This is a genomic window from Allorhizobium sp. DMC15 (assembly GCF_056314065.1).
Genome location: NZ_JBQUZB010000004.1, coordinates 383458 through 405604, shown reverse-complemented (window position 1 = coordinate 405604; position 22147 = coordinate 383458). Strand labels below are relative to the sequence as shown.

16 protein-coding genes are annotated in these 22147 nt (G+C 62.5%); 7 read left to right on the top strand and 9 right to left on the bottom strand.

Annotated elements, in window-relative coordinates:
- Positions 1–158: 158 nt before the first annotated feature.
- From ACT53S_RS19520 to ACT53S_RS19510, 3 genes are all read right to left on the bottom strand, one after another.
- The gene (locus ACT53S_RS19520) at positions 159–959 is read right to left on the bottom strand and encodes an FAD binding domain-containing protein (protein WP_476068187.1); all 801 of its coding nucleotides are present in this window, start codon (positions 957–959) and stop codon (positions 159–161) included.
- Between the two features lie 11 nt (positions 960–970).
- A complete protein-coding gene (locus ACT53S_RS19515; protein WP_476068186.1) occupies positions 971–3337 on the bottom strand; it encodes a xanthine dehydrogenase family protein molybdopterin-binding subunit in 2367 nt (788 codons plus the stop codon).
- A gap of 114 nt (positions 3338–3451) precedes the next feature.
- On the bottom strand, positions 3452–3940 hold the full coding sequence (locus tag ACT53S_RS19510) for a (2Fe-2S)-binding protein (RefSeq protein WP_062282407.1): 489 nt from the start codon (positions 3938–3940) through the stop codon (positions 3452–3454).
- Between the two features lie 319 nt (positions 3941–4259).
- Here ACT53S_RS19510 and ACT53S_RS19505 point away from each other — a divergent pair, with 319 nt between their 5' ends.
- The 3 genes from ACT53S_RS19505 to ACT53S_RS19495 all read left to right on the top strand — a co-directional run bounded on the left by ACT53S_RS19505 (position 4260) and on the right by ACT53S_RS19495 (position 10810).
- The gene (locus tag ACT53S_RS19505; protein WP_113379287.1) at positions 4260–4523 is read left to right on the top strand and encodes a glycine zipper domain-containing protein; all 264 of its coding nucleotides are present in this window, start codon (positions 4260–4262) and stop codon (positions 4521–4523) included.
- 155 nt (positions 4524–4678) lie between these two features.
- Complete coding sequence (locus tag ACT53S_RS19500) at positions 4679–6619, top strand: autotransporter assembly complex protein TamA (protein WP_476068185.1); 1941 nt, start codon at positions 4679–4681, stop codon at positions 6617–6619.
- A 27-nt stretch (positions 6620–6646) separates the two neighbouring features.
- Positions 6647–10810, top strand: a complete 4164-nt coding sequence (locus ACT53S_RS19495; protein ID WP_476068184.1) for a translocation/assembly module TamB domain-containing protein — start codon at positions 6647–6649, stop codon at positions 10808–10810.
- 111 nt (positions 10811–10921) lie between these two features.
- Here ACT53S_RS19495 and ACT53S_RS19490 read toward each other — a convergent pair whose 3' ends face one another.
- Positions 10922–11347: an Lrp/AsnC family transcriptional regulator gene (locus tag ACT53S_RS19490; RefSeq protein ID WP_113379232.1), complete on the bottom strand. Its 426-nt coding sequence runs from the start codon at positions 11345–11347 to the stop codon at positions 10922–10924.
- Positions 11348–11468: 121 nt separating this feature from the next.
- Here ACT53S_RS19490 and rocF point away from each other — a divergent pair, with 121 nt between their 5' ends.
- The 4 genes from rocF (at position 11469) to ACT53S_RS19470 (ending at position 15833) form a co-directional block, all read left to right on the top strand.
- The gene (rocF, locus tag ACT53S_RS19485) at positions 11469–12404 is read left to right on the top strand and encodes an arginase (protein WP_142071570.1); all 936 of its coding nucleotides are present in this window, start codon (positions 11469–11471) and stop codon (positions 12402–12404) included.
- 195 nt (positions 12405–12599) lie between these two features.
- Complete coding sequence (locus tag ACT53S_RS19480) at positions 12600–14384, top strand: methyl-accepting chemotaxis protein (RefSeq protein WP_476068183.1); 1785 nt, start codon at positions 12600–12602, stop codon at positions 14382–14384.
- Entirely contained in the window at positions 14384–14860 is a 477-nt protein-coding gene (locus ACT53S_RS19475; protein ID WP_062282390.1) for a chemotaxis protein CheW, read from the top strand. The genes ACT53S_RS19480 and ACT53S_RS19475 overlap by 1 nt, the downstream gene beginning before the upstream one ends.
- Positions 14861–14987: 127 nt before the next feature.
- Entirely contained in the window at positions 14988–15833 is an 846-nt protein-coding gene (locus ACT53S_RS19470) for an asparaginase domain-containing protein (protein ID WP_476068182.1), read from the top strand.
- 60 nt (positions 15834–15893) lie between these two features.
- On the opposite strand, the gene ACT53S_RS19465 is transcribed toward ACT53S_RS19470, so the two are convergent.
- The 5 genes from ACT53S_RS19465 to ACT53S_RS19445 all read right to left on the bottom strand — a co-directional run bounded on the left by ACT53S_RS19465 (position 15894) and on the right by ACT53S_RS19445 (position 22124).
- On the bottom strand, positions 15894–16238 hold the full coding sequence (locus tag ACT53S_RS19465; protein ID WP_476068181.1) for a formate dehydrogenase subunit delta: 345 nt from the start codon (positions 16236–16238) through the stop codon (positions 15894–15896).
- Complete coding sequence (gene fdhD / locus ACT53S_RS19460; RefSeq protein WP_476068180.1) at positions 16231–17061, bottom strand: formate dehydrogenase accessory sulfurtransferase FdhD; 831 nt, start codon at positions 17059–17061, stop codon at positions 16231–16233. The genes ACT53S_RS19465 and fdhD overlap by 8 nt, the downstream gene beginning before the upstream one ends.
- Positions 17058–19940, bottom strand: coding sequence for a formate dehydrogenase subunit alpha (fdhF, locus tag ACT53S_RS19455; protein WP_476068179.1), 2883 nt, complete (start codon positions 19938–19940; stop codon positions 17058–17060). Before fdhF ends, fdhD begins: the two co-directional genes overlap by 4 nt.
- A 151-nt stretch (positions 19941–20091) precedes the next feature.
- Complete coding sequence (locus ACT53S_RS19450) at positions 20092–21648, bottom strand: formate dehydrogenase beta subunit (RefSeq protein WP_476068178.1); 1557 nt, start codon at positions 21646–21648, stop codon at positions 20092–20094.
- Positions 21645–22124 carry a formate dehydrogenase subunit gamma gene (locus ACT53S_RS19445; RefSeq protein ID WP_476068177.1) on the bottom strand — a complete coding sequence of 160 codons (480 nt, stop codon included), beginning with the start codon at positions 22122–22124 and terminating at the stop codon, positions 21645–21647. The genes ACT53S_RS19450 and ACT53S_RS19445 overlap by 4 nt, the downstream gene beginning before the upstream one ends.
- Positions 22125–22147: the final 23 nt, after the last annotated feature.

The window sequence follows — 22147 nt, the reverse complement described above, 5'->3', positions numbered from 1 at the left end:
TATATTCATTCTAAACTGCGACAAAAGGCGCGAATTTTAGAAGCTTCACACATAAATCCTAACGCTTTCTGGCGCATCGAACTTGATCTGCGTCAACTTCAGAGAAAAAGGACGGCACGCGGCCGTCCTTTCACGCTCACTCAGATATGGGCCTGGAATCACGAAGCGGCAACGGCCCGCTTCGTCATGACGCGGATCAGGTTGGCCCTGTATTCGGACGTGCAATGCAGATCCGACATCAGCTCCGACGAATCAATCTCGACACCATTGACGGCGTCGGGCGACCAGTTCGCCGAAAGGGCTGCTTCCAGCCCGGAATGGCGGAAGACGCCCGATGAGCCGGCACCGGTGACGGCGACACGCACGCCCCCCGCCCCCTTCGACACAAACACGCCGGTCATGGCGTAGCGTGACGCGGGGTTGGCGAACTTGGCATAACCCGCCCGTTCCGGCGCATCGAAGCGAATGGCCGTGATGATCTCGTCCTCGGTGAGGGCCGTCTCGAACAGGCCGACAAAGAAATCGTCGGCCGCGATTTCTCGGCGATTGGTGACGACGGTGGCACCAAGGCCGAGCACGGCGGACGGATAGTCGGCGGCCGGATCGTCATTGGCGACGGAGCCGCCGATCGTGCCCATGTGGCGCACATGCGGATCGCCGATCATCGAAGCAAGGTTCGAGATCGCCGGACAGACCGCGCGGATGGCCGAGGACGAGGCAACCTCCGCATGGGTGACGGCGGCACCAATGGTGACGCGGCGTCCTTCAACCTTGATGCCCTTGAGGGCATCGATATGCCGGAGGTCGACGAGGTCTGACGGCTGGGCGAGGCGCTGTTTCAGCGCTGCGATCAGCGTCTGCCCACCGGCGACGAACTTGCCGTCCTCGGCGCCGGAGAGGAGTTTCCCGGCATCCTCAAGGGAAGAGGCGCGGTGGTAGCTGGTTGGATAAAGCTGCATGGTCCTCTCCCTTACTCGGCGGCCTGGCGGGTCGCATTGGCCTGGAGCGCGCTCCAGACGGCAAGCGGCGTCGCCGGCATGTTGAGGTTGTTGTTGCCGATCGCGTCCGTAATCGCATTGATCAGCGCCGGCGGAGACCCGATGGCGCCCGCCTCGCCGCAGCCCTTGATCCCGAGCGGATTGCCGGGGCAAGGCGTGTTCTGGTGCGAGACATTGAAGGACGGCAGATCGTCGGCGCGCGGCATGGCGTAGTCCATGTAGCTCGCGGTCAGAAGCTGGCCGGTCTGCGGATCGTAATGCACGCCTTCGAGCAACGCCTGGCCGATACCCTGCGCAATACCGCCATGCACCTGACCCTCGACGATCATCGGATTGATGATGTTGCCGAAGTCGTCAGCAGCCACGAACTGGATGATATCGGTCTTGCCGGTATCCGGATCGACCTCGACCTCCGCGATGTAGCAGCCGGCCGGGAAAGTGAAGTTGGAGGGATCGTAGAACGCGCCTTCCTTCAGACCGGGCTCCATGCCGGACGGCAGGTTATGGGCGGTATAGGCGGCCAGCGCCACCTGGAACCACGGAACCGACTTGTCGGTCCCGGCGACCTTCAGTTCGCCATTCTCGATGACCACATCGCTCTCGTCGGCTTCCATCAGGTGCGCGGCGATCTTCTTGGCTTTCGCCTCGACCTTGTCGAGCGCCTTGACGATGGCCGACATGCCCACGGCACCGGATCGCGAGCCATAGGTACCCATACCCATCTGCACCTTGTCGGTGTCGCCATGCACGATGGAGACATTGTCGATCGGCAGGCCGAAACGCTCCGAGACAAGTTGGGCGAAGGTGGTCTCGTGTCCCTGGCCATGGCTGTGCGAGCCGGTGAGCACTTCGACCGTGCCGACCGCATTGACGCGGACTTCGGCCGATTCCCAGAGGCCCACACCTGCACCAAGCGAGCCGACCGCCGCCGACGGCGCGATGCCGCAGGCCTCGATATAGCAGCTCATGCCGATGCCGCGCAGCTTGCCGCGACGTGCGGCTTCCGCCTTTCGGCCCTCAAAACCGTTCCAGTCCGCTGCCTTCATCGCCGCTTCGAGCGAGGCGTCGTAATCGCCGGCGTCGTAGCACATGATCACGGGCGTCTGGTACGGGAAGCTGCGGACGAAGTTCTTCCGGCGCAGTTCCGCCGGCGAAATGCCGAGCTCGCGGGCCGCGGTTTCCACGGTGCGTTCCAGAAGATAGGTCGCCTCCGGACGGCCGGCACCGCGATAGGCGTCGACCGGTACGGTATTGGTATAGACGGTCCGCACATTGGCGTGGATCGCCGGAATGGCATACTGGCCCGACAGCAGCGTTGCATAGAGATAGGTCGGGACCGAGGAGGAGAAGAGCGACATATAAGCGCCCAGATTGGCGATGGTGTCGACCTTCAATCCGATGATCCTGTGGTCCTTGTCGAAGGCCATCTTCACCTTCGACACATGGTCGCGGCCATGGGCATCGGTGAGGAAAGCCTCAGTCCGGTCGGACGTCCACTTGACAGGAACACCAGTCTTCTTCGAGGCCCAGAGACAGACGACTTCCTCCGGATAGATGTAAATCTTCGAGCCGAAACCGCCGCCGACATCGGGCGCGATGACGCGGAGCTTGTGCTCCGGCGCCACATTGTAGAAGGCGCTCATCACGAGGCGCGCCACATGCGGGTTCTGCGAAGTCGTATAGCAGGTGAAGTGGTCCTCCGCCGTGTCGTAGATGCCGAGCGTCGCGCGCGGTTCCATCGGGTTCGGCGAGAGACGATTGTTGAAGATCTCGATCTCGGTGACATGCGCGGCGCTGGCAATGGCAGCGTCTGCTGCAGCGCTGTCGCCGATCTCCCAATCGAAGATCAGGTTGCCGGGAGCCTCCGGATGAAGCTGCGGCGCGCCGGGCTTTAGCGCATCGACGGCACCGGTCACGACCGGAAGCTCTTCGTATTCGACCGAAACGGCTTCAGAGGCATCGCGCGCCTCGCCGAGGCTGTCGGCAATCACGATCGCGACCGCATCCCCGACATAGCGCACGGTTTCATGCGCCAGCGGACGCCAGGCGCCCATCTTCATCGGCGTGCCGTCCTTGGAATGAATCATCCAGCCGCAGATCAGGTTGCCGATGCCATCGGCCAGAAGCTGCTTGCCGTCGAGCACATCGATGACGCCCGGCATGGCCTTGGCGGCCGCGACGTCGATCGACTTAATCTTCGCATGCGCATAGGGCGAACGGACGAAATAGGCATATTTCATGCCGGGGACGACCATGTCGTCGGTATACCGGCCCTTGCCGGTCAGAAAACGCTTGTCTTCCTTGCGCGCCACACGCGCGCCGATTCCTTCAACACCCATTGTCTTCTCCTCCAGAGAAACAGGACTTCAGGCAGACGGACAGAGGCAATTGCAGTCGGCATCACAGAGGCCTTGGTCAGGTCTCGGTCGCGGCGACCGGAACTGCCCAAGTCCTTATTCGGCGGCCTGGCGGCCGGCGGTCATCGCTTCGTTGGCCGAGAGTACGGCCTTGACGATGTTGTGGTAGCCCGTGCAGCGACAGATATTGCCTTCGAGCTCGTGGCGGACGGTGGCCTCGTCGAGCGCACCGTTGTGACGACAGATCATGTCAAGCGCGGTCATCACCATGCCGGGCGTGCAGAAGCCGCATTGCAGGCCGTGATGTTCCTTGAACGCCGCCTGCACGGGATGCAGGTCGCCGCCGGACGAGAGACCCTCGATCGTCGTGATCGACGAACCAGAGGCCTGGACGGCCAGGATCGAACAGCTCTTGATCGACTTGCCGTCCATGTGAACGACGCAGGTGCCGCACTGGGTGGTGTCGCACCCGACATGCGTTCCCGTCAGACCAAGTTTCTCGCGAATGAAATGCACGAGCAGGGTGCGATCCTCGCACTCTCCGCTCACTGTCCGGCCATTCACCGTCAGTGTCACTTTAGCCATGTTGTTCCTCCTCGTGTCTCTCCCGGACACGGAGCCCATGGTGTGAGTTTTGTGTGACATGTGCAACTGTCCAGAAGGTCGCAAACGAAAATTTTGTGTGCCGCATTGCAGCATCAAACCGCCTGTAAATCCTGGGTTCATCTTCGATGTCTCATGCAGGGGAACCACCTGCGAGGGTGTGAGCTGCGACCATGGACTTTCACAAGGTCAAGGCTATGCTTATGGAGGCCCCAAGCCGCGTGGGGAGAGCTCGAGCGGCGGGGCGGAGTGTTAAAACAAGACCGGCTCGACCGGGCGCGTGGAACTTGGAGAGATGAAGATGAAGAAAGCTCTTGTGCTGATGCTGGTCGGCCTCACGGTCGCAGGCTGCACCCAGACAGAACGCGGTGCCGGTATCGGCGCTGCCTCCGGCGCGATCATTGGTGGCATTGCCACCGGCAACGTCCGGGGTGCCGCCGTCGGCGCCGCCATCGGCGGTGTTGCGGGCGCCGTGATCGGCAATGTTTCGGAGCAGCCCGGACAGTGCTACTATCGCGACCGCTATGGCCGCCGCTACATCGACGCCTGCCCGCGCGGCTACTGAGGCGACCGCCGACGACCGATGAGATCCAAGGGCGGGGAGGCAACACTCCCCGCCTTTTTCGTCACTTGCTGAAAAAGAGGGTATCCCTTTCTGGCCGTTTCCGCCTAAGTTGTCCTTAAGGCAGGGGAGTGCCAGACAGATCGCGATGTAGCGAAATGCGAAGACCGAGTGGATCGAGATTGCCGAAGTTTAGTCATGCGTTCCGGCTCGGACTGGCTCTGACCGTTGCAAGCCCTCTTCCGCTGAGCGCCCTTCTGGCAACGCCGGTCGGCGCCTTCGAACTGTTCGGCATCCATCTCTGGGGCGACAAGGAGCCGGATCGCGACATCATCGACCCGGTCGACTACACGATCACCTTCGATGCAGGCACCGATGAACGCGATTTGCGCAAATCGCTGGAACGCACCTCCCTGTTGCTGGCGGACGAAGACGATCCAGTGTCCGGCGATCTCGGACTGGTCATCAAGGCCCGTGACGACCGAGACAGGTTGATCGCCACACTCTACGAGCGCGCGCTGTATGGCGGCGTCGTCAAGATTACCATTGACGGCCGCGACATCGACCAGTTGCCACCCAATCCCACCTTCGACCGATCGCGACCTGTGCCGGTCGTCATTGCCGTGGAGCCCGGAACCGAATTCGCTCTGGGGAGAATTTCACTCGAAGGCGATGCGAACCGTCTGGATCCTGCAGATTTCGATCTGGTGCCAGGCGAACCCGCAGGGTCTCTGGTGATCCTGAAGGCGGCCGAGAAGATGGCCGACGCGCTCAAGGCCGAGAGCCGTCCGCTCACGCAGATCAGTCGCCGGGACGTGGTTGCAGACCATGACAAGAAGACGGTGGACGTGACCATCGGGATCGAAGCCGGACCGGTCGCACCCCTCGGGACGGTGACGGTCAAGGGCGCAAGGGACGTGAACGCCGACTTCATCGAGCGCTATTCGCGCCTGCGTCCGGGGCAGAAGTACGACCCCGAGCAGTTGCGCAAGGCGGCAGAGCGGTTGCGCGCTCTCGGCGTGTTTTCTTCGGTCACGTTGAAGGAAGAGGAAGCGCTGGCAGACGACGGAAGCCTGCCGGTCGGCATCGTCGTGTCAGAGGGCAAACATCGCTATTTCGGCTTCGGGGCCAGCTATTCCTCCCTCGATGGCGCAGGCATCGAAGGCTATTGGGGTCACCGCAATCTCTTCGGCAATGCCGAATCTTTGCGCATCGAGGGGGCAGTCCGGGGCCTCGGCGAGAGCCGCGACGTGACCGATCTGTCTTCGCTCGACTACACAGCAGGCATTACCTTCATCAAGCCGGGCGCCTTCTTCCCCTCGGCCACGCTGGAAGCGAGCGTCAAGGGCAGCACGCTGAAAACCGATTTCTACGATGCGGCAACCGTGACCGGAAAGATCGCGCTCTCCTATGAACTGACGGACGCCGACACCGTGAGTGCGGGCGTCTCGCTGGCCTATGACAGCATTGATGACGCCTTCGGTGACGACAACACCTACCTGACCTTCGGCGTGCCGCTTGGCTATGTCAGAGATACGCGTGACAACCGCCTGAACCCGACCGAGGGACATTACGGCACGGTGACCGTGACACCGAGCTACGATTTCTTCGGCCAGACGGCCTTCGCCTCGGTGGAAGGCTCGATCTCGGCCTATCTGGGGCTGGGCGCGGAAGACCGTATCGTCCTCGCCGGCAAGCTGTCGGCGGGTGCCCTGTTCGGAAGCGGCGACCTCTCGGACATCCCGGCGACCCGGCGCTTCTTTGCCGGCGGCGGCGGTTCGGTGCGCGGCTATTCCTTCCAGGAAATCACCCCCTACAACGTCGCCGGCGACGGCACGGGCGGACGCTCCTACACAACCGCCTCGCTTGAGGCGCGCATCGGCATTACGGATACGATCGGGATTGTGCCCTTCCTCGACGTCGGCACGGTGGCGGACGACACGGTGCCTGACTTCTCCGATCTGCGCATGGGAGCCGGCGTCGGTCTGCGCTACATGACGCCGTTTGGTCCCTTGCGCCTTGATGTCGCCATGCCACTGAAACGTTATGACGGTGGCAGCCGTTATGGCATCTATGCGGGCATCGGCCAGAGCTTCTGACCGACGCAGAAGGACGATAGACACGGTATGAACTGGCTGAAGCGCATCCTGACGTGGACGATCAAACTGCTTGGCGCCCTGACGGCAGCCGTGCTGACCCTCGTCATCGTGGTGGTGCTGGTCGCAGGTTTCTCGCGAAGCGGCAGTGGTTATCTGTTCTCAACGATCGCCAAGCTTGTCTCCACCGACAATCGACAGGTCCAGATCACAGGTGCCTCGCCGCTCTTGAGCAGTCCGCTCACCATCGATCAGGTCACGGTTGCCGATTCCCGGGGAACCTATGCGACGATCGACGGCATCTCCCTGGACTGGACGCCCTCCGACCTGATCCGCAAGCGCTTTTCTGCAGAGATGATCTCAGCGCAGACCGTGGCCATCACCCGTGCACCCGAGCCGACGGCGGAGCAAGAGCCTGCAAACGACGAGCCCTTCCAGCTTCCGATCGATATCGACATCAAGAATGTGAACCTGCCCTCCGTTCAGCTGGGTGCGGCGCTGGTCAAGCGTGACCTCGCGGTGAGCGCACAAGGGGCGGTGCAGATTGACGGTGACACCATAGCGAGCCGCGTCACCGCGACCCGGAGCGACGATCCGGGCAACAATGTCGTGGCCGCCCTGCTCTACTCTCCCAACGAAAACCAGCTGCGCATCCGGCTTGACTATCAGGAGCCTGCCGCAGGCATGCTCGGCAAGATCCTGCAATTGCCGGGCGAACCGCCGCTCGCGATCAATATCGACGGCGACGGTGCTCTCAGTGACTGGGCGGGGAAGATCACGGCAGAACTCTCCGGCGAACAGACGATTTCGGTCGATGCCCGGCATCGGCTGGCCGAAGACGGGACGCGAACGATCAGCGCCAAGGGCGGCGGCAATTTCGCAAGCCTTATGCCGCCGGAACTGCGTGACATCTTCGCCGGACAAACGGCAATCGACGCTGATTTCACCTTCGACACCGGTGGTGCCGTGACCGTCAACACCGGGACGCTAACGACGGCTTCGGCCATCGTCACAGGTGCCGGCCGCTACACCCCCGAAGGCGACAACGACCTGCGGCTCGAAGCCCGCGCCACCGGTGAGCCGGTGTTGCTGAGCGCACCGTCCCGCGACATTCCCGGCGAAATGCGCCTGCGTGCGGCGACGGTTAGCCTGCGCGGGCCGGCGAACGCGGCAAACCTTGCCACCACACTTGAGTTGGCAAGCCTCAGCCTGCCCGAAGCCAAACTTTCGGATGTGAACCTCACAGCAACCAGTGGCGCCTTCAACCTTGCGACTCAAGAAGGCCCTGTCCTGGTCGATCTCTCGGTTGGATCGGCGGACGTAACCGATCCTCGGATTGCCCCTTATGTCCGGGCACCGCTTCATCTGAAGGCACCGTTGACGATCGAGGCGGATGCAGTCTCGACGGAAGGTCTGACGCTCGACAGCAATGGTTTGGACGGCACCGTGAGCGGTCGCTACTCCCTGGCGGATCAAAGTTTTGCCGGCGACGTGCAACTGACCGCCGAACCCAGCCTCCTGCCGCCAGCGATTGCCTCCAAGCTCGACCGCCCGGTGATCGTGTCGACACGCCTCGACTATGCAGCCCCCAAAGCCATCAGCCTGCGCAATATCGATTTGCAGACCAATCTTGGCCAGGTGCAGGGCAGTCTCTCGCTTGATCCGCAAGGGGCACTGGCCACCGACCTGACCGGCCAACTGAACGACCTCGGCAACTTCGTCGACCGCATCGAGGGGGCCGCGAGTTTCGACCTCTCCGCCTCCGGGCCGCTCGACGCCATTGAGGCGACCGTCAATCTGGCGGTGGAGCGAGGCATCGCGGCTGGCTATGCCGTATCCGGTCTCACCCTGACGGCGGAAGGCTTGGCGAGCCCGACCGCGCCGCAGGGCGATGTCACGCTGACCGGCCAGATCGATGGAAAGCCGGTGCGTGCGAGCGGCAAGGTCGTCAGCGGCGAAGGCGCGACGCAGGTTGAAGGACTGGCGCTGGAGATTGGTCCCAACAGGCTGAATGGAGCCCTGACCCTGGGCCCTGGCTTTGCGCCCAGCGGCAAGATCGACTTCGATTTTCCCGACATCAGCCTGCTCGCAGCACTGGCGGGCCAAGAGATCGGCGGCGATCTGAAGGGCAGCGTCGCGCTGGCGTCGAACGCCGGCAAGACTTCTGCCGTCATGACAGCAACGGGGACGAACCTCACGCGCGACGGCGTGCAGATCGAGCGCCCGACCGTCGACTTGAATGCGACCGATATCGCGGCTCTTGCCGCCGAGGGCAGCGTGACGGCAGATGTGGTGACCTCAGGCGCGAACCGCATCGAGGCTGTCAATCTGAAGATCGACAGGGCGGCAGACACAACGCAATTCGATCTCGCTGCGCGCTACGACAAGGCCCCGGTGACCGTGCGCGGCAATCTGGTGCAGACACCGACGGGCATGGCTGTCGTTCTGGATGCGCTGCAAGCAGCCCCGCGCGGCATTGCTCTGTCGCTCTCGAAGCCGACGGAACTCAGCCTCAACGACGGCAACGTGGTGATACCACCGACGACGGTCACGGCCGGATCGGGACGGGTCACCGTTTCCGGTGACGTCGGAGAGCGCATCAACCTGCGTGCCGATATTGCAGACATTCCAGCCTCGCTTGCCAATGCTTTCGCCCCTCAGATCGCACCGGAAGGGTCGATTTCCGGCCGTATCGATGTGAGCGGCACGGCAGCTGCTCCGACCGCCGATTACCGTCTCGACTGGCAGGGGGCCGCCATCGCACAGAGCCGGGCTGCGGGCCTGGCACCGCTCGGCCTCACCGCCAATGGGCGGTTTGAAAACAGCCGCCTGACCCTCGACAGCCGGATCAATGGGGCCGGTATCGGATTGAGCGGCGCGGGTTCGGTCTCGTTGGCGAATGGCGTTGGCCTGGAGCTGAAAATCCAAGGCGACGTTCCCCTCTCTGCGGCCAATGCCAAGCTCGCAGACCAGGGGCTGGTGGCGGAGGGCACGGCACGCGTCAACCTCACCATTGGCGGCAGTTCCGCAGAACCGAGCATAACCGGAACCCTGTCAACGAGCGGCGCCCGCGTCGTCGACGTGCGCCGCAACCTCGCCATCGAACAGATCGCGACAACCGTGAACCTGACGGGCAATCGCGCCGAGATCGGAAGTCTCACCGGCAGTTTCGCCACAGGTGGCCGGGTGACCGCGAGCGGATCGATCGATATCCGCGCGGCCGGTCTGCCCGCCGATCTCAGCATCAATCTCGACAAGGCGGTGTATGTCGACGGCAACACGGTCACCAGTACCGCCGATGCCCGCCTGACGCTCAAAGGACCTTTGCTGGCCGGCCCGACGCTGGCAGGCACGGTCAACCTCTCGCGTACCTCCATTACGCTATCGCAAAGCAAGCCGGCGACCCTTCGGGAACTGGACATCCGGCACCGCAACGCACCGGCCGACGTTCTTCGGCAGCAGCGGGAGCAAGACCCCGCGGAAGGTCGCTCGTCCAACGCGCCGATCGTGCTCGATCTCACCATCGCCTCGCCGACCCAGACCTTCGTCCGGGGTCGCGGCATTGACGCCGAGCTGGGCGGAACGATCAAGCTGACCGGCACCGCCGCCGCACCGAGCGTCTCCGGCGCCTTCGAACTGCGCCGCGGGCGCATGCAGATCCTGACGAAGCGGCTGACGATCACCCAGGCGACGATCACCTTCGGGGGCGATCTGGTGCCGCTGATCGACCTCACGGCAACGACCACATCGGGTGGTGCGACCATCACCATCAAGCTGACCGGCTTTGCGAGCAATCCATCCGTCACCTTCAGCTCGTCGCCCGCTTTGCCTCAGGACGAAATCCTGGCGCAGCTGATCTTCGGCCAATCGATGGCCCGGCTCTCGGCGCTGCAGATCGCCCAGCTCGCCGATGCGGCGGCGCAACTGGCAGGCGGCCGCGGCACCTCGCTCTTCCAGTCGCTGCGAACCTCGCTCGGCATCGACGATCTCGATGTCTCCACCGACGAGACCGGCCAGACCAGCATCAGCGCCGGCAAATACCTGAATGACCGGACCTACCTCGAACTGCAGCAGAGTGGCAGCGGCGGTGCCAAGGCGGTGATCAACCTCGACATCGGGCGCGGCGTGAAGCTGAAGGGCGAAGCGGGCGGCGAAGGGGCCGGCGGAGGCATTTTCTACGAAAAGGAATACTAGAGCAATTCCAGCAAAATGGGCGAAGCGGTTTTGCGTTTCCGGAATTGCGTGGAAACAATGAGATAGAGCGTTCCGGCGAAATCCACTCGCCGGATACGTTCCAGGCCGGGATCAACCGACCTTGCTGGTCTTGAGCAGAATGCTGGATTCAGTCAGGTTGATGCCCTCGATCAGGCGAATGCGGCGCAGCGTCTCGTCGAAACCGGCGAGATCGCGCTCTTCCAGCTCGGCGATGAAGTCCCAGCGACCGTTTGTGCTGTGCAAGCTCTTCACCTGCGGCAAACCCCGCAGCTGATGGGCAACCCGGTCTGCAAACTTGCCCACCACCTCGATCATGACGATGGCGCGCACGCCGCTCGCCTGGATTTCCTGACCCGTGAGAATGGTGAAGGCCGCGATCGTGCCGTTTGACACGAGCCGGTCGATGCGCGCCGTGACGGTCGCCCGCGACGCACCGGTCATCGCGGCAAGGGAAGCCACCGGCAGTCGAGCGTTTTGCCGAAGCGCGGCGAGGATATTGCGATCGAGATCGTCCATTTTACAGATCGTCACATGATGGTTGCGATTTGCTCAAACTATAGCGCTTTGTGACGATGTTCCATCTTTTTGACAACAGCGGAATACCCGATGATCCGGGAAAACGAAAACGAGGACGACCATGAGCGATGTGACCAAGACGGTGAGCCTGATCGGTATTCCCTTGGAGGAAGGCTCCGGCCGGGGCGGCTGCGCCATGGGTCCCGCCGCCCTTCGCATTGCAGGCATCGCCCAGACCCTGCTCGACTTGGGTTACACCGTCGAGGACCGGGGCGACCTGCGGCCTGCACCGGCTGATGACCTTCCGCAGATGGAGCGCGCCCGCAAGCTCGATGTTGTTGGTGCCTTTACCCGGGTCATCGAAGCCGAAACCTACGCAGCGGCGTCACGAGGATCCGTGCCGGTGATGCTGGGCGGCGATCACAGCCTGTCCATGGGCAGCGTCTCCGGCATGGCCCGCCATGCACGGGACGCCGGTCGACCGCTCTTCGTGCTCTGGCTCGACGCCCATTCCGATTTCAACGCGCCGGACACCTCCCCGTCCGGCAACATTCACGGCATGCCCGTGGCCTTCTTCTGCGGCAAGGCCGAGTTCGCCCCGATCCTTCCGGCAGACCGTCCCTTCGTCGATCCCCGAAACGTCTACCAGGTCGGCATCCGCTCGGTCGACGAGGAGGAGCGCAGACTGATCTCCGAGAACGCCGTCAATGTGTTCGACATGCGCGCCATCGACGAGGAGGGCATGGGCAGCATCATGAAGCGAATTCTATCGGATGTCCGGGCTGCAGATGCCCTTCTGCATGTGAGCCTCGACGTCGATTTCCTCGATCCGGACGTGGCGCCTGGCGTCGGCACGACCGTGCCGGGGGGCGCGACATTCCGGGAGGCGCATCTGATCATGGAGCTTCTTCACGACAGCGGTCTCGTGTCCTCACTGGATCTGGTGGAACTCAATCCGTTTCTTGACGACCGGGGCCGCAGCGCACGCGTCATGGTGGATCTCGCCGCAAGTCTTTTTGGAAAACGCATTCTCGACAGGCCGACAAGGGGGCACTGAATACGCGCGTGAGCTGCTGTACACAAGAATTTTAGAATAAAAAGATAATATATTTATTACATGGCGATGATGGTCTGAAATTGACAAAATTCAACACATTGAACCCCCTTTTTTGAGAGGTTATTAATCGCCCGTACTCTACCATGAGTGTCAGAAGGTCGTCTGACAGGCGACCGCGAAACACGGAAACGTCAGATGACACTCATTCCTCTTCCCGGATACGCATCAAAGGCCGTCCTGGATGCATTGGGGCGCTCTCAGGCCATCATCGAATTCAATCTCGATGGCACCATCATCGACGCCAACGAGAACTTCTGCCGGGCGCTCGGTTATGAGCCGGCCGAGATCCGCGGCAAACATCACCGGATTTTCTGTGACCCGGCCTATACCCAAACGCAGGACTACCGCGATTTCTGGGCAATGCTCAATCGCGGCCAGTTCGAAAGCCGCGAATACAAGCGCATTCGGAAAGACGGACGCGAAGTCTGGATCCAAGCGTCGTACAACCCGGTCTTCAAGAACGGCAAACTCTGGAAGATCGTGAAATTCGCCACCGACATCACGGCCGCCAAGCAGAAAGCCGCGGAGGACGCCGGCAAACTCGACGCCATTTCGCGAGTCCAGGCCACGATCGAGTTTACCCCCACGGGTGACATCCTCACCGCCAATGAGAATTTTCTGGCGACACTCGGTTACAGTCTGGATGAAATCGTCGGCAAGCATCATCAGATGTTCTGCGAGCCCGATTACGTTCGCTCCGAAGCCTATCGCGAGTTCTGGAGAACGCTCGCCGCTGGCCAGTTCGTCGCCCAGGAGTTCAAGCGCATCGGCAAGGGCGGAAAGCCTGTCTGGATTCAGGCGTCCTACAATCCGATCTTCGATTCCAATGGCCGTGTCTTCAAGGTCGTCAAATACGCGACCGACATCACGGGGCGAGTGCGCGCCGTGGACGAGATTGCCAGGGGGCTCACGGCGCTGGCCCATGGTGACCTGACTGCGCGGATCGACGACCCTTTCATTCCTGCGCTGGAGCAGATCCGCGTCGACTTCAACGCCGCGATCGACCGGATGCGGTCGGCCATGCAAAATGTCAACGGCAATACGGTTGCCATCGCATCCGGCTCCGAACAGATCCGCATTGCTTCTGACCACCTTGCAAAGCGCACGGAACAACAGGCGGCAGCCGTCGAGGAGACGGCAGCCGCACTCGAGCAGATCACGCAGACCGTTGCCGACAGTTCCAAGCGAGCGACCGAAGCAGGTCAGATGGTCGCCCGCACGAAGGACGGAGCCGAACGATCGGGAGAGATCGTGAAGAGCGCAATCCGCGCCATGGATGAGATCGAGAACTCCTCCAAGGAAATCTCGAGCATTATCGGCGTGATCGACGAGATCGCGTTCCAGACCAATCTTCTGGCCTTGAACGCGGGCGTGGAGGCCGCGCGAGCCGGGGAAGCGGGCAAGGGATTTGCGGTCGTGGCACAGGAAGTACGCGAACTTGCACAACGGTCGGCAAGCGCTGCCAAGGAGATCAAGACGCTCATCGGCAAGTCCGGCGATCAGGTGAAGACCGGCGTCCAGCTGGTTGGCGAGACGGGGAAGGCTCTGGAGCAGATCGTCAGCGAGGTCAAGGACATCAACCGCAATGTCATCGCCATCGTCGAAGGATCGCGTGAGCAGGCAACGGGCCTTCAGGAAATCAACAAGGCCGTCAATGGCATGGACCAGAACACGCAGCAGAATGCAGCCATGGTCGAGGAATCGACGGCGGCCAGCCACAGTCTGGCGCAACAGGCAGCCGAACTGCGCGAACTCGTCGGACAGTTTAGAATTGGGCAACACTCTTCGACTACAGTGTCACCAACGCGGTCCGATACTGCAGCTGTAGCATCGCCGGCCCGCAAACTCATGGCGACTGTCGCTCGCGCCGCAGGTGGAGCAGCAACCGCCAAGGTACAGGAAGGTTGGGAAGATTTCTAATGGCCACTATCAGTTCCACCAGCTTCGGCGGCGAAACACTCGAGATCATTGCTTTCCGGCTTCATGATCAGGAATTTTGCGTCAAGACCACGACCATCCGCGAAATCCGCGGCTGGGCGCCCTCGACGCCGATCCCGCATGCTCCGGCCGATGTGATCGGCGTGATGAACCTGCGTGGCTCGGTCATCCCGATCATCGACCTCGCCTACAAGCTCGGCATGAAGAGCACGGTTGCCAACGAGCGCTCGGCCATCGTCGTTGCCGAAGTCCACAATATGGTCATCGGCATGCTGGTCGACCGCGTTTCGGACATCCTGACCATCCCGTCGAGCCAGGTTCAGCCGGTTCCGGAAGTCTCGGCCTCCTTCGACAAAACCTTCTCCGAAGGCATCATCGCCAACGAAAACGGCATGATCTGCTTCCTGAACCTCGCCAAGATGTTCAAGGGCAGCGACCTGGAAGACCTGGCCGCCTGACAGGGCGACCAACCATCCGTTTTGAAAGGGCAGTGCTTCACCGCACTGCCCTTTTGCGTTGACGAACCCGGTTGATATCCGCTTGGCACTGCCCTACCAGACGGCAACAAATCCGGGAGGCGAGACGATGAAACTGCTGCTGATCCACACGGGTGGAACGATCGGGATGGCCGAGACGCCGGAAGGGTTGGCACCTTTGAAGGGGCTCGTGGAAGACGCCATTGCCGCACGACTGCCGGCGGGAACGGTTTTGACAACGGACGTCTTCGATCCCTTGCTCGACAGCGCCGATGTCGGCCCTCGTCACTGGAACCGGATGCTGGACACGATCCGCAGCCATCCGCAGGCAGCCGTGATCATCACGCACGGCACCGACACCATGGCCTTCACCGGCGCAGCGCTCAGCCAGGCGCTGGCCGGCGAAAACCGCAGCGTCATCCTCTGCGGCTCGATGCTGCCGCTAGGACAGGAAGGCGATGCCGAGGGCAATCTCGAGCTGGCAATCTCTGCTGCGACGGAGAACAAACCCGGCGTGTGGCTGGCCTTTGCGGGCAAGCGTCTCGCCGCCGACGGCTTGGTCAAACATCACAGCCACGAGACAGATGCCTTCCGCTCCCAAGCGCAAGCGACATCGGACGTACCCCAGCGCCGGACCTTCGAGGATCGCAGGCTGGCAATCCTGACACTATCGCCGGGTGTTCCGGCAGAGGCGGTGGAGGCCATGCTGGCAAAGCTCGACGGCGCAGTGCTGCGGATCTTCGGTGCCGGGACGGCAATGAACGATACGGCGCTGCTGACGGTTCTTGCCGAAGCAGTACAGAGTGGAAAGCGGCTGCGGGCGGTGAGCCAGTGTGAGTCCGGAGGCCTGTCACCCGGCGCCTATGCGGCCGGCGCCGGACTGTGGAGCACGGGTATCGAAAATGGCGGCGCGCAGACACCGGAAGCCGCTCTCATCCATCTGTGGCTGAACTAGGAGAAGCGTGCCGGACGCCTCGTCTGATCGAGGAACGACATCCGGCGGGCGGTGCCTCGATCAGGGAGCCGTCTCGGGAATGCTCGGCTCAGACAGCGATTCGCCTGCGGCCACACCCTTGCCGCCAGGCGCACCATCGGCGGCGTCATAACCAACGCCGACCGCGGTGGCGTCGGTTTCTCCGGGGCGCTTGACCTGGCTGGCGGCCTCAACGACCAGAGGCAGGAAACCGGCATCGGGGATAGCCATCAGTTCGAAGAAGCGACGGCGCATCCGTGTTTCCCAGAACTTGTTGATATGCGTGGCGACGCCCTCGACACGCACTTCCTCCGGTTGAGACAGGAAGAAGGTGGCGATCTGATTGGCCATGCGGATCAGCTTGGCGTCGGTGCCGGTTTCAGACATGCATCGGTACTCCCTCGGCCACCCGGTCGGGCCGGGTGAAAATCTCGAAATCCTCGTCGCGCGCAATGCCGATCAAGGTGATCCCGGCCTGCGCAGCCGTGCGAATGGCAAGCGCTGTCGGCGCGGAAATGGCAATCAGCACGGGCGCGCCGAGCGCTGCCGTCTTCTGCACCATCTCGACCGACAGACGGCTCGTGACCACGACTGCGCCGAGGTAGGACGCCCAGCCTCCGAGCAGCACGGCACCGGCGAGTTTGTCGAGCGCATTGTGACGCCCGACATCTTCCCGGATCGCGACCAGCCCTTCATGCGGGCAATAGAAGCCGGCGGCATGCACCGCACGCGTCTGGCGGTTGAGATCCTGAGCCGCGGCCAGCATCGACGTCGCATCGGCGATCTCGCGCGCGGTGAGCCGAACCTCATCCGACACAACGGCCCGGACAGGTCGGCTCGCCTGTTCGATCGACTCAATCCCGCAGAGCCCGCAACCGACAGGCCCGGCCATGCGACGACGTCGAGCGCTCAGCGCTTCCGCCGTCATCTCCTTCAGTGTCACCTGAACGTCGATCCCCTCGCCGGCTTCGACGATCTCGATCGACACCACGTCCTCGGCTCGCTCAATGATGCCCTCGGCGAGCGAAAAGCCGACGGCGAAATCCTCGAGATCGTCGGGCGTCGCCATCATCACCGCATGGGTGGAGCCGGCATAGGAAAAGGCGATCGGCACCTCCTCCGGCACGAGCCGGCTGCTGCTGGAGACGCGCCCTTGGCTCGCCTTCAGGCCGCCGACCATACGTGCCGTGGAGCCGATTACATCGCTCATTCCGCCGCTTCCAGCTTGCCGGCAATGCGCCGCGAACGCCGGCTCAGCTCCTCATACTCCTCCTGCCACTCGGTCGGGCCGTTGGACGGCGAGACCTGCACCGCCGTCACCTTGTATTCCGGACAATTGGTCGCCCAGTCGGAGAAGTCGGTGGTGATGACATTGGCCTGCGTATTGGGGTGATGGAAGGTCGTATAGACCACGCCCGGAGCCACGCGATCGGTGATCAGCGCGCGCAGCGTCGTATCGCCGGCGCGGCTGGCAAGCTTGATCCAGTCGCCATCCTTGATGCCGCGCTGTTCGGCATCATGCGGATGGATCTCCAGCCGGTCCTCCTCATGCCAGACGACATTCTCGGTGCGCCGCGTCTGGGCTCCAACATTGTACTGGGAGAGAATGCGGCCGGTAGTCAAGAGCAGCGGGAAGCGCGGGCCGGTGCGCTCGTCTGTCGCGACATATTCGGTGCGGATGAACTTGCCCTTGCCGCGCACGAAACCGTCGGTATGCATGATCGGCGAGCCCACCGGGAACTTTTCGTTGCAGGGCCACTGCACCGAGCCCATCTTTTCCAGATAGTCGTAGGAGACGCCGGCAAAGCTCGGCGTGGTCGCTGCGATCTCGTCCATGATCTGCGATGGATGGGTGTAGGTCCAGGGAAGCCCCATGGCCTGGGCGAGCTTCTGCGTCACTTCCCAGTCGGCATAGCCGTTCTTCGGGGTCATCACGCGGCGTACCCGATTGATGCGGCGCTCGGCATTGGTGAAGGTCCCGTCCTTTTCGAGGAAGGTCGAGCCCGGCAGGAAGACATGCGCGTAGTTGGCAGTCTCGTTGAGGAAGAGGTCGTGCACGACGACGCATTCCATGGCGGCAAGGCCAGCCGAGACATGCTTGGTATCGGGGTCGGACTGCAGGATGTCTTCGCCCTGGATGTAGATCCCCTTGAACGTGCCGTCGACGGCAGCATCCAGCATGTTCGGGATGCGCAGGCCCGGCTCGTTGCTGAGCTCGACGCCCCAGAGCTTTTCGAAGGTCTCGCGGGTGGCATCGTCGGAGACATGGCGATAGCCCGGAAGTTCATGCGGGAAGGAGCCCATGTCGCAGGAGCCTTGGACATTGTTCTGACCACGCAGCGGGTTCACGCCGACGCCGGGACGGCCGATATTGCCGGTGACCATGGCAAGGTTGGCAATCGCCATGACGGTCGTCGAGCCCTGGCTGTGTTCTGTGACGCCGAGGCCGTAATAGATCGCGCCATTGCCGCCGGTGGCAAACAGGCGAGCGGCATCACGCAGCTCGGCAGCCGGCACGCCGGTGAACTTTTCGGTTTCCTCCGGCGAATGTGCTGGCTCGGAGACGAAGGACGCCCAGTCCTCGAATTCCGACCAGTCGCAGCGCTCGCGGATGAAGCGCTCGTCGAACAGGCCTTCGGTGACGATGACATGAGCGAGTGCTGTCAGTACGGCGACATTGGTGCCGGGTTTCAGCGGCAGGTGGTAAGACGCCTCCACATGCGGCGTGCGCACCAGATCGATGCGGCGCGGGTCGATGACGATCAGCTTGGCACCCTGCCGCAGCCGCTTCTTCAGCCGCGAGCCGAAGACCGGGTGGCCATCGGTGGGATTGGCGCCGATGACGAGAACGACATCGGAATGTTCGACGCTGTCGAAATTCTGCGTGCCGGCAGAGGTGCCGAAGGCCTGGCCGAGGCCGTAACCGGTCGGCGAGTGGCAGACGCGGGCGCAAGTATCGACATTGTTGTTGCCGAAGCCGGCGCGGATCAGCTTCTGGACCAGATAGGTTTCTTCATTGGTGCAGCGCGACGAGGTAATGCCGCCGATCGCTTCCCGGCCATACTGATACTGGATGCGCTTGAACTCGGAGGCGACATGGGCGTAGGCCTCTTCCCAGGTCACTTCGCGCCAGGGATCGGTGATCTTCTCACGCACCATCGGATTGAGGATGCGGTCCTTGTGGCTTGCGTAACCATAGGCGAACCGACCCTTGACGCAGGAATGACCACGATTGGCCTGGCCATCCTTCCATGGCACCATGCGCACGAGTTCCTCGCCGCGCATCTCAGCCTTGAAGGAACAGCCGACGCCGCAATAGGCGCAGGTGGTAACGGCCGAATGCTCCGGCTGGCCGATGGCGATGACAGACTTTTCCGTCAGCGTCGCGGTCGGGCAGGCCTGCACGCAGGCGCCGCAGGAAACACATTCCGACGAGAGAAACGCTTCGTGCGCGCCGGGTGACACGCGGCTGTCGAAGCCACGGCCCTCGATGGTGAGCGCAAAGGTGCCCTGTACCTCTTCGCAGGCGCGCACGCAGCGCGAACAGACGATGCATTTCGAGGGGTCATAGGTGAAATAGGGATTGCTCTCGTCCTTCGGCATCCACTGGGCGTTGATACCGCCCGCTGTGGAGCGCGCCTTGACGTGGTTCTCGCCTTCGTAGCCGTAACGCACATCGCGCAAGCCCACGGCACCGGCCATGTCCTGCAGCTCGCAGTCGCCATTGGCAGCACAGGTGAGACAGTCGAGCGGGTGGTCGGAGATATAGAGCTCCATCACACCCTTGCGGATGGCCTTCAGCCGCTCCGTCTGCGTATGAACGACGATGCCGGGTGCGACCGGCGTGGTGCACGAGGCGGGCGTGCCGTTACGGCCCTCCACCTCGATCAGACAGAGGCGGCAGGAGCCGAAGGCATCGACCATGTCGGTGGCGCAGAGTTTCGGCACCTGAATGCCGGCCTCCATCGAGGCGCGCATGATTGACGTGCCCTCGGGCACCGTGATTTCGCGACCATCGATGGTGAGCGTCACCAGTTTTTCCGAGCGCGAGGCGGGCGTGCCGTAGTCGATTTCAGGAACGAGGGGCATGGCGCTTACCTTTCCGCCGTCATCCTCGGGCTTGTCCCGAGGATCTGCTGCGTCTGAATTTTGGGAGCCGGTTCAGTTATGAACGTTGCCCGCATGGCAAAGTCGGTAGATCCTCGGGACAAGCCCGAGGATGACGTCGAAGAAAACACGCTCATTCCGCAGCCTCCCGAACCGGTACCGGCGCGAAATCTTCCGGGAAATGTGTCATGGCGCTCATGACCGGATAAGGCGTGAAACCGCCGAGCGCACAGAGCGAACCGAATTTCATGGTGTTGCAAAGGTCTTCCAGCAGCACCTTGTTTTTCTCCGGCTCGATGCCGCGGGCGATCTTGTCGACCGTCTCCACGCCGCGTGTCGAACCGATACGACAGGGCGTGCACTTGCCGCAGCTTTCGACCGCACAGAACTCCATGGCAAAGCGCGCCTGCTTCAGCATGTCGGCCGTATCGTCGAAGACCACGACACCGGCATGGCCGATCAGGCCACCGGCGGCGGTGAAGGACTCATAGTCGAAGATCGTATCGAACAGCGACGGCGGGAAATAGGCGCCGAGCGGCCCGCCGACCTGCACGGCCTTGACCGGGCGACCCGAAATCGTGCCGCCGCCAATCTCATTGATCAACTGGCCGAGCGGCAGGCCGAAGGCGGTCTCGTAGAGGCCGCCATGCTTCAAATTGCCGGCGAGTTGGATCGGGATCGTGCCATGAGAACGACCGACGCCGAAGTCGCGGTAGAACGCGGCACCCCGGTCCATGATGATCGGGATCGAGGCGAGCGACATGACATTGTTGACGACAGTCGGCTTGCCGAACAGGCCCTGAAGTGCCGGAAGCGGCGGCTTGGCGCGCACCACGCCGCGTTTGCCTTCCAGCGAGTTGAGCAGAGAGGTTTCTTCGCCGCAGACATAGGCGCCGGCGCCCATGCGCACTTCCATGTCGAAGGCATAAGGCGAGCCCATGACCGAGGCGCCGAGGATGCCTTCGCGCCGCGCGATCTGGATCGCCTCTTCCATGACGGCAATCGCATGCGGATATTCGGAGCGGGTATAGACATAGCCCTTGGTGGCGCCGACTGCGATGCCGGCGATCGCCATGCCTTCGATCAGCACGAAGGGATCACCCTCCATGATCATCCGGTCTGCGAAGGTGCCGCTGTCGCCTTCATCAGCATTGCAGACGATGTATTTCTGGTCGGCCTTCGCGTCCGCGACCGTCTTCCACTTGATGCCGGTCGGGAAGCCGGCACCACCACGACCGCGCAAGCCACTGTCGGTAACCTGTTTGACGATCTCGGCCGGCGCCATGGCGATGGCATTCGCAAGGCCTCTGAGGCCCCGGTAGTGACGGTAATCGTCGAGTGACAGAGGATCGGTGACACCGCACCGCGCAAAGGTTAGGCGCGTCTGACCTTTCAGGAATGGGATCTCCTTAGTGAGGCCATGGCCGAGCGGATGTTCGCCACCATCAAGGAAGCCGGCATCGAAGAGCGACGGCACATCCGAGGCCTTGACCGGACCATAGGCGACGCGGCCCTTCTCGGTGCGGACCTCGACCAGCACTTCCAGCCACAGCATGCCGCGTGAGCCATTGCGGACGATGGTGACGTCCTGGCCGCGAGCTTTGGCTTCACGTTCGATGGCAGCCGCCACCTTGTCTGCACCAACGGCAAGCGCTGCCGCATCGCGGGGGACGAAGACGGTAACGCTCATGAGCGCACCTCCGCCAGAATGTCGCTAAGACAGTGTTCGTCGAGCCGCGCATGCAGCTCGCCGTCGAGCATCGCAGCCGGCGCCTGGGCGCAGAGGCCGAGACAGAAGACGGGTTCGAGTGTGACGGCACCATCAGGCGTCGTCTCATGCCAGTCGATACCGAGCTTCGACTTGATCTTGTCCGCAAGAGGCTCGCAGCCCATCGACTGGCAAGCCTCGGCGCGACAGAGCTTTAGCACGTGTCGTCCGGAGGGGTGGGACTTGAAATTATGGTAGAAGGTGATGACGCCATGCACCTCGGCGCGCGACAGGTTCAGCGCGCTGGCGATGATCTGCTTCGCGATCTCAGGGATGTAGCCGAATTCCTCCTGCAAGCGATGCAGGATTGGCAGCATCGGGCCTTCCAGATGCTGCAGTTCGGCGATCACAGCCGATATGCGGGCGGAGACGTCGTCCGCAGCCACACGAATATTCATCGAAATCCTCCTCACCCACCGAG

Coding starts and splice junctions, on each gene's coding strand:
- ACT53S_RS19505 (WP_113379287.1), top strand. CDS start 4,260: ATGAAGAAAGCTCTTGTGCTGATGCTGGTCGGCCTCACGGTCGCAGGC.
- ACT53S_RS19465 (WP_476068181.1), bottom strand. CDS start 16,238: ATGTCTGAAACCGGCACCGACGCCAAGCTGATCCGCATGGCCAATCAG.
- ACT53S_RS19520 (WP_476068187.1), bottom strand. CDS start 959: ATGCAGCTTTATCCAACCAGCTACCACCGCGCCTCTTCCCTTGAGGAT.
- fdhF (WP_476068179.1), bottom strand. CDS start 19,940: ATGCCCCTCGTTCCTGAAATCGACTACGGCACGCCCGCCTCGCGCTCG.
- ACT53S_RS19510 (WP_062282407.1), bottom strand. CDS start 3,940: ATGGCTAAAGTGACACTGACGGTGAATGGCCGGACAGTGAGCGGAGAG.
- fdhD (WP_476068180.1), bottom strand. CDS start 17,061: ATGAGCGATGTAATCGGCTCCACGGCACGTATGGTCGGCGGCCTGAAG.
- ACT53S_RS19475 (WP_062282390.1), top strand. CDS start 14,384: ATGGCCACTATCAGTTCCACCAGCTTCGGCGGCGAAACACTCGAGATC.
- ACT53S_RS19480 (WP_476068183.1), top strand. CDS start 12,600: ATGACACTCATTCCTCTTCCCGGATACGCATCAAAGGCCGTCCTGGAT.
- rocF (WP_142071570.1), top strand. CDS start 11,469: ATGAGCGATGTGACCAAGACGGTGAGCCTGATCGGTATTCCCTTGGAG.
- ACT53S_RS19445 (WP_476068177.1), bottom strand. CDS start 22,124: ATGAATATTCGTGTGGCTGCGGACGACGTCTCCGCCCGCATATCGGCT.
- ACT53S_RS19490 (WP_113379232.1), bottom strand. CDS start 11,347: ATGGACGATCTCGATCGCAATATCCTCGCCGCGCTTCGGCAAAACGCT.
- ACT53S_RS19495 (WP_476068184.1), top strand. CDS start 6,647: ATGAACTGGCTGAAGCGCATCCTGACGTGGACGATCAAACTGCTTGGC.
- ACT53S_RS19515 (WP_476068186.1), bottom strand. CDS start 3,337: ATGGGTGTTGAAGGAATCGGCGCGCGTGTGGCGCGCAAGGAAGACAAG.
- ACT53S_RS19450 (WP_476068178.1), bottom strand. CDS start 21,648: ATGAGCGTTACCGTCTTCGTCCCCCGCGATGCGGCAGCGCTTGCCGTT.
- ACT53S_RS19500 (WP_476068185.1), top strand. CDS start 4,679: ATGCGAAGACCGAGTGGATCGAGATTGCCGAAGTTTAGTCATGCGTTC.
- ACT53S_RS19470 (WP_476068182.1), top strand. CDS start 14,988: ATGAAACTGCTGCTGATCCACACGGGTGGAACGATCGGGATGGCCGAG.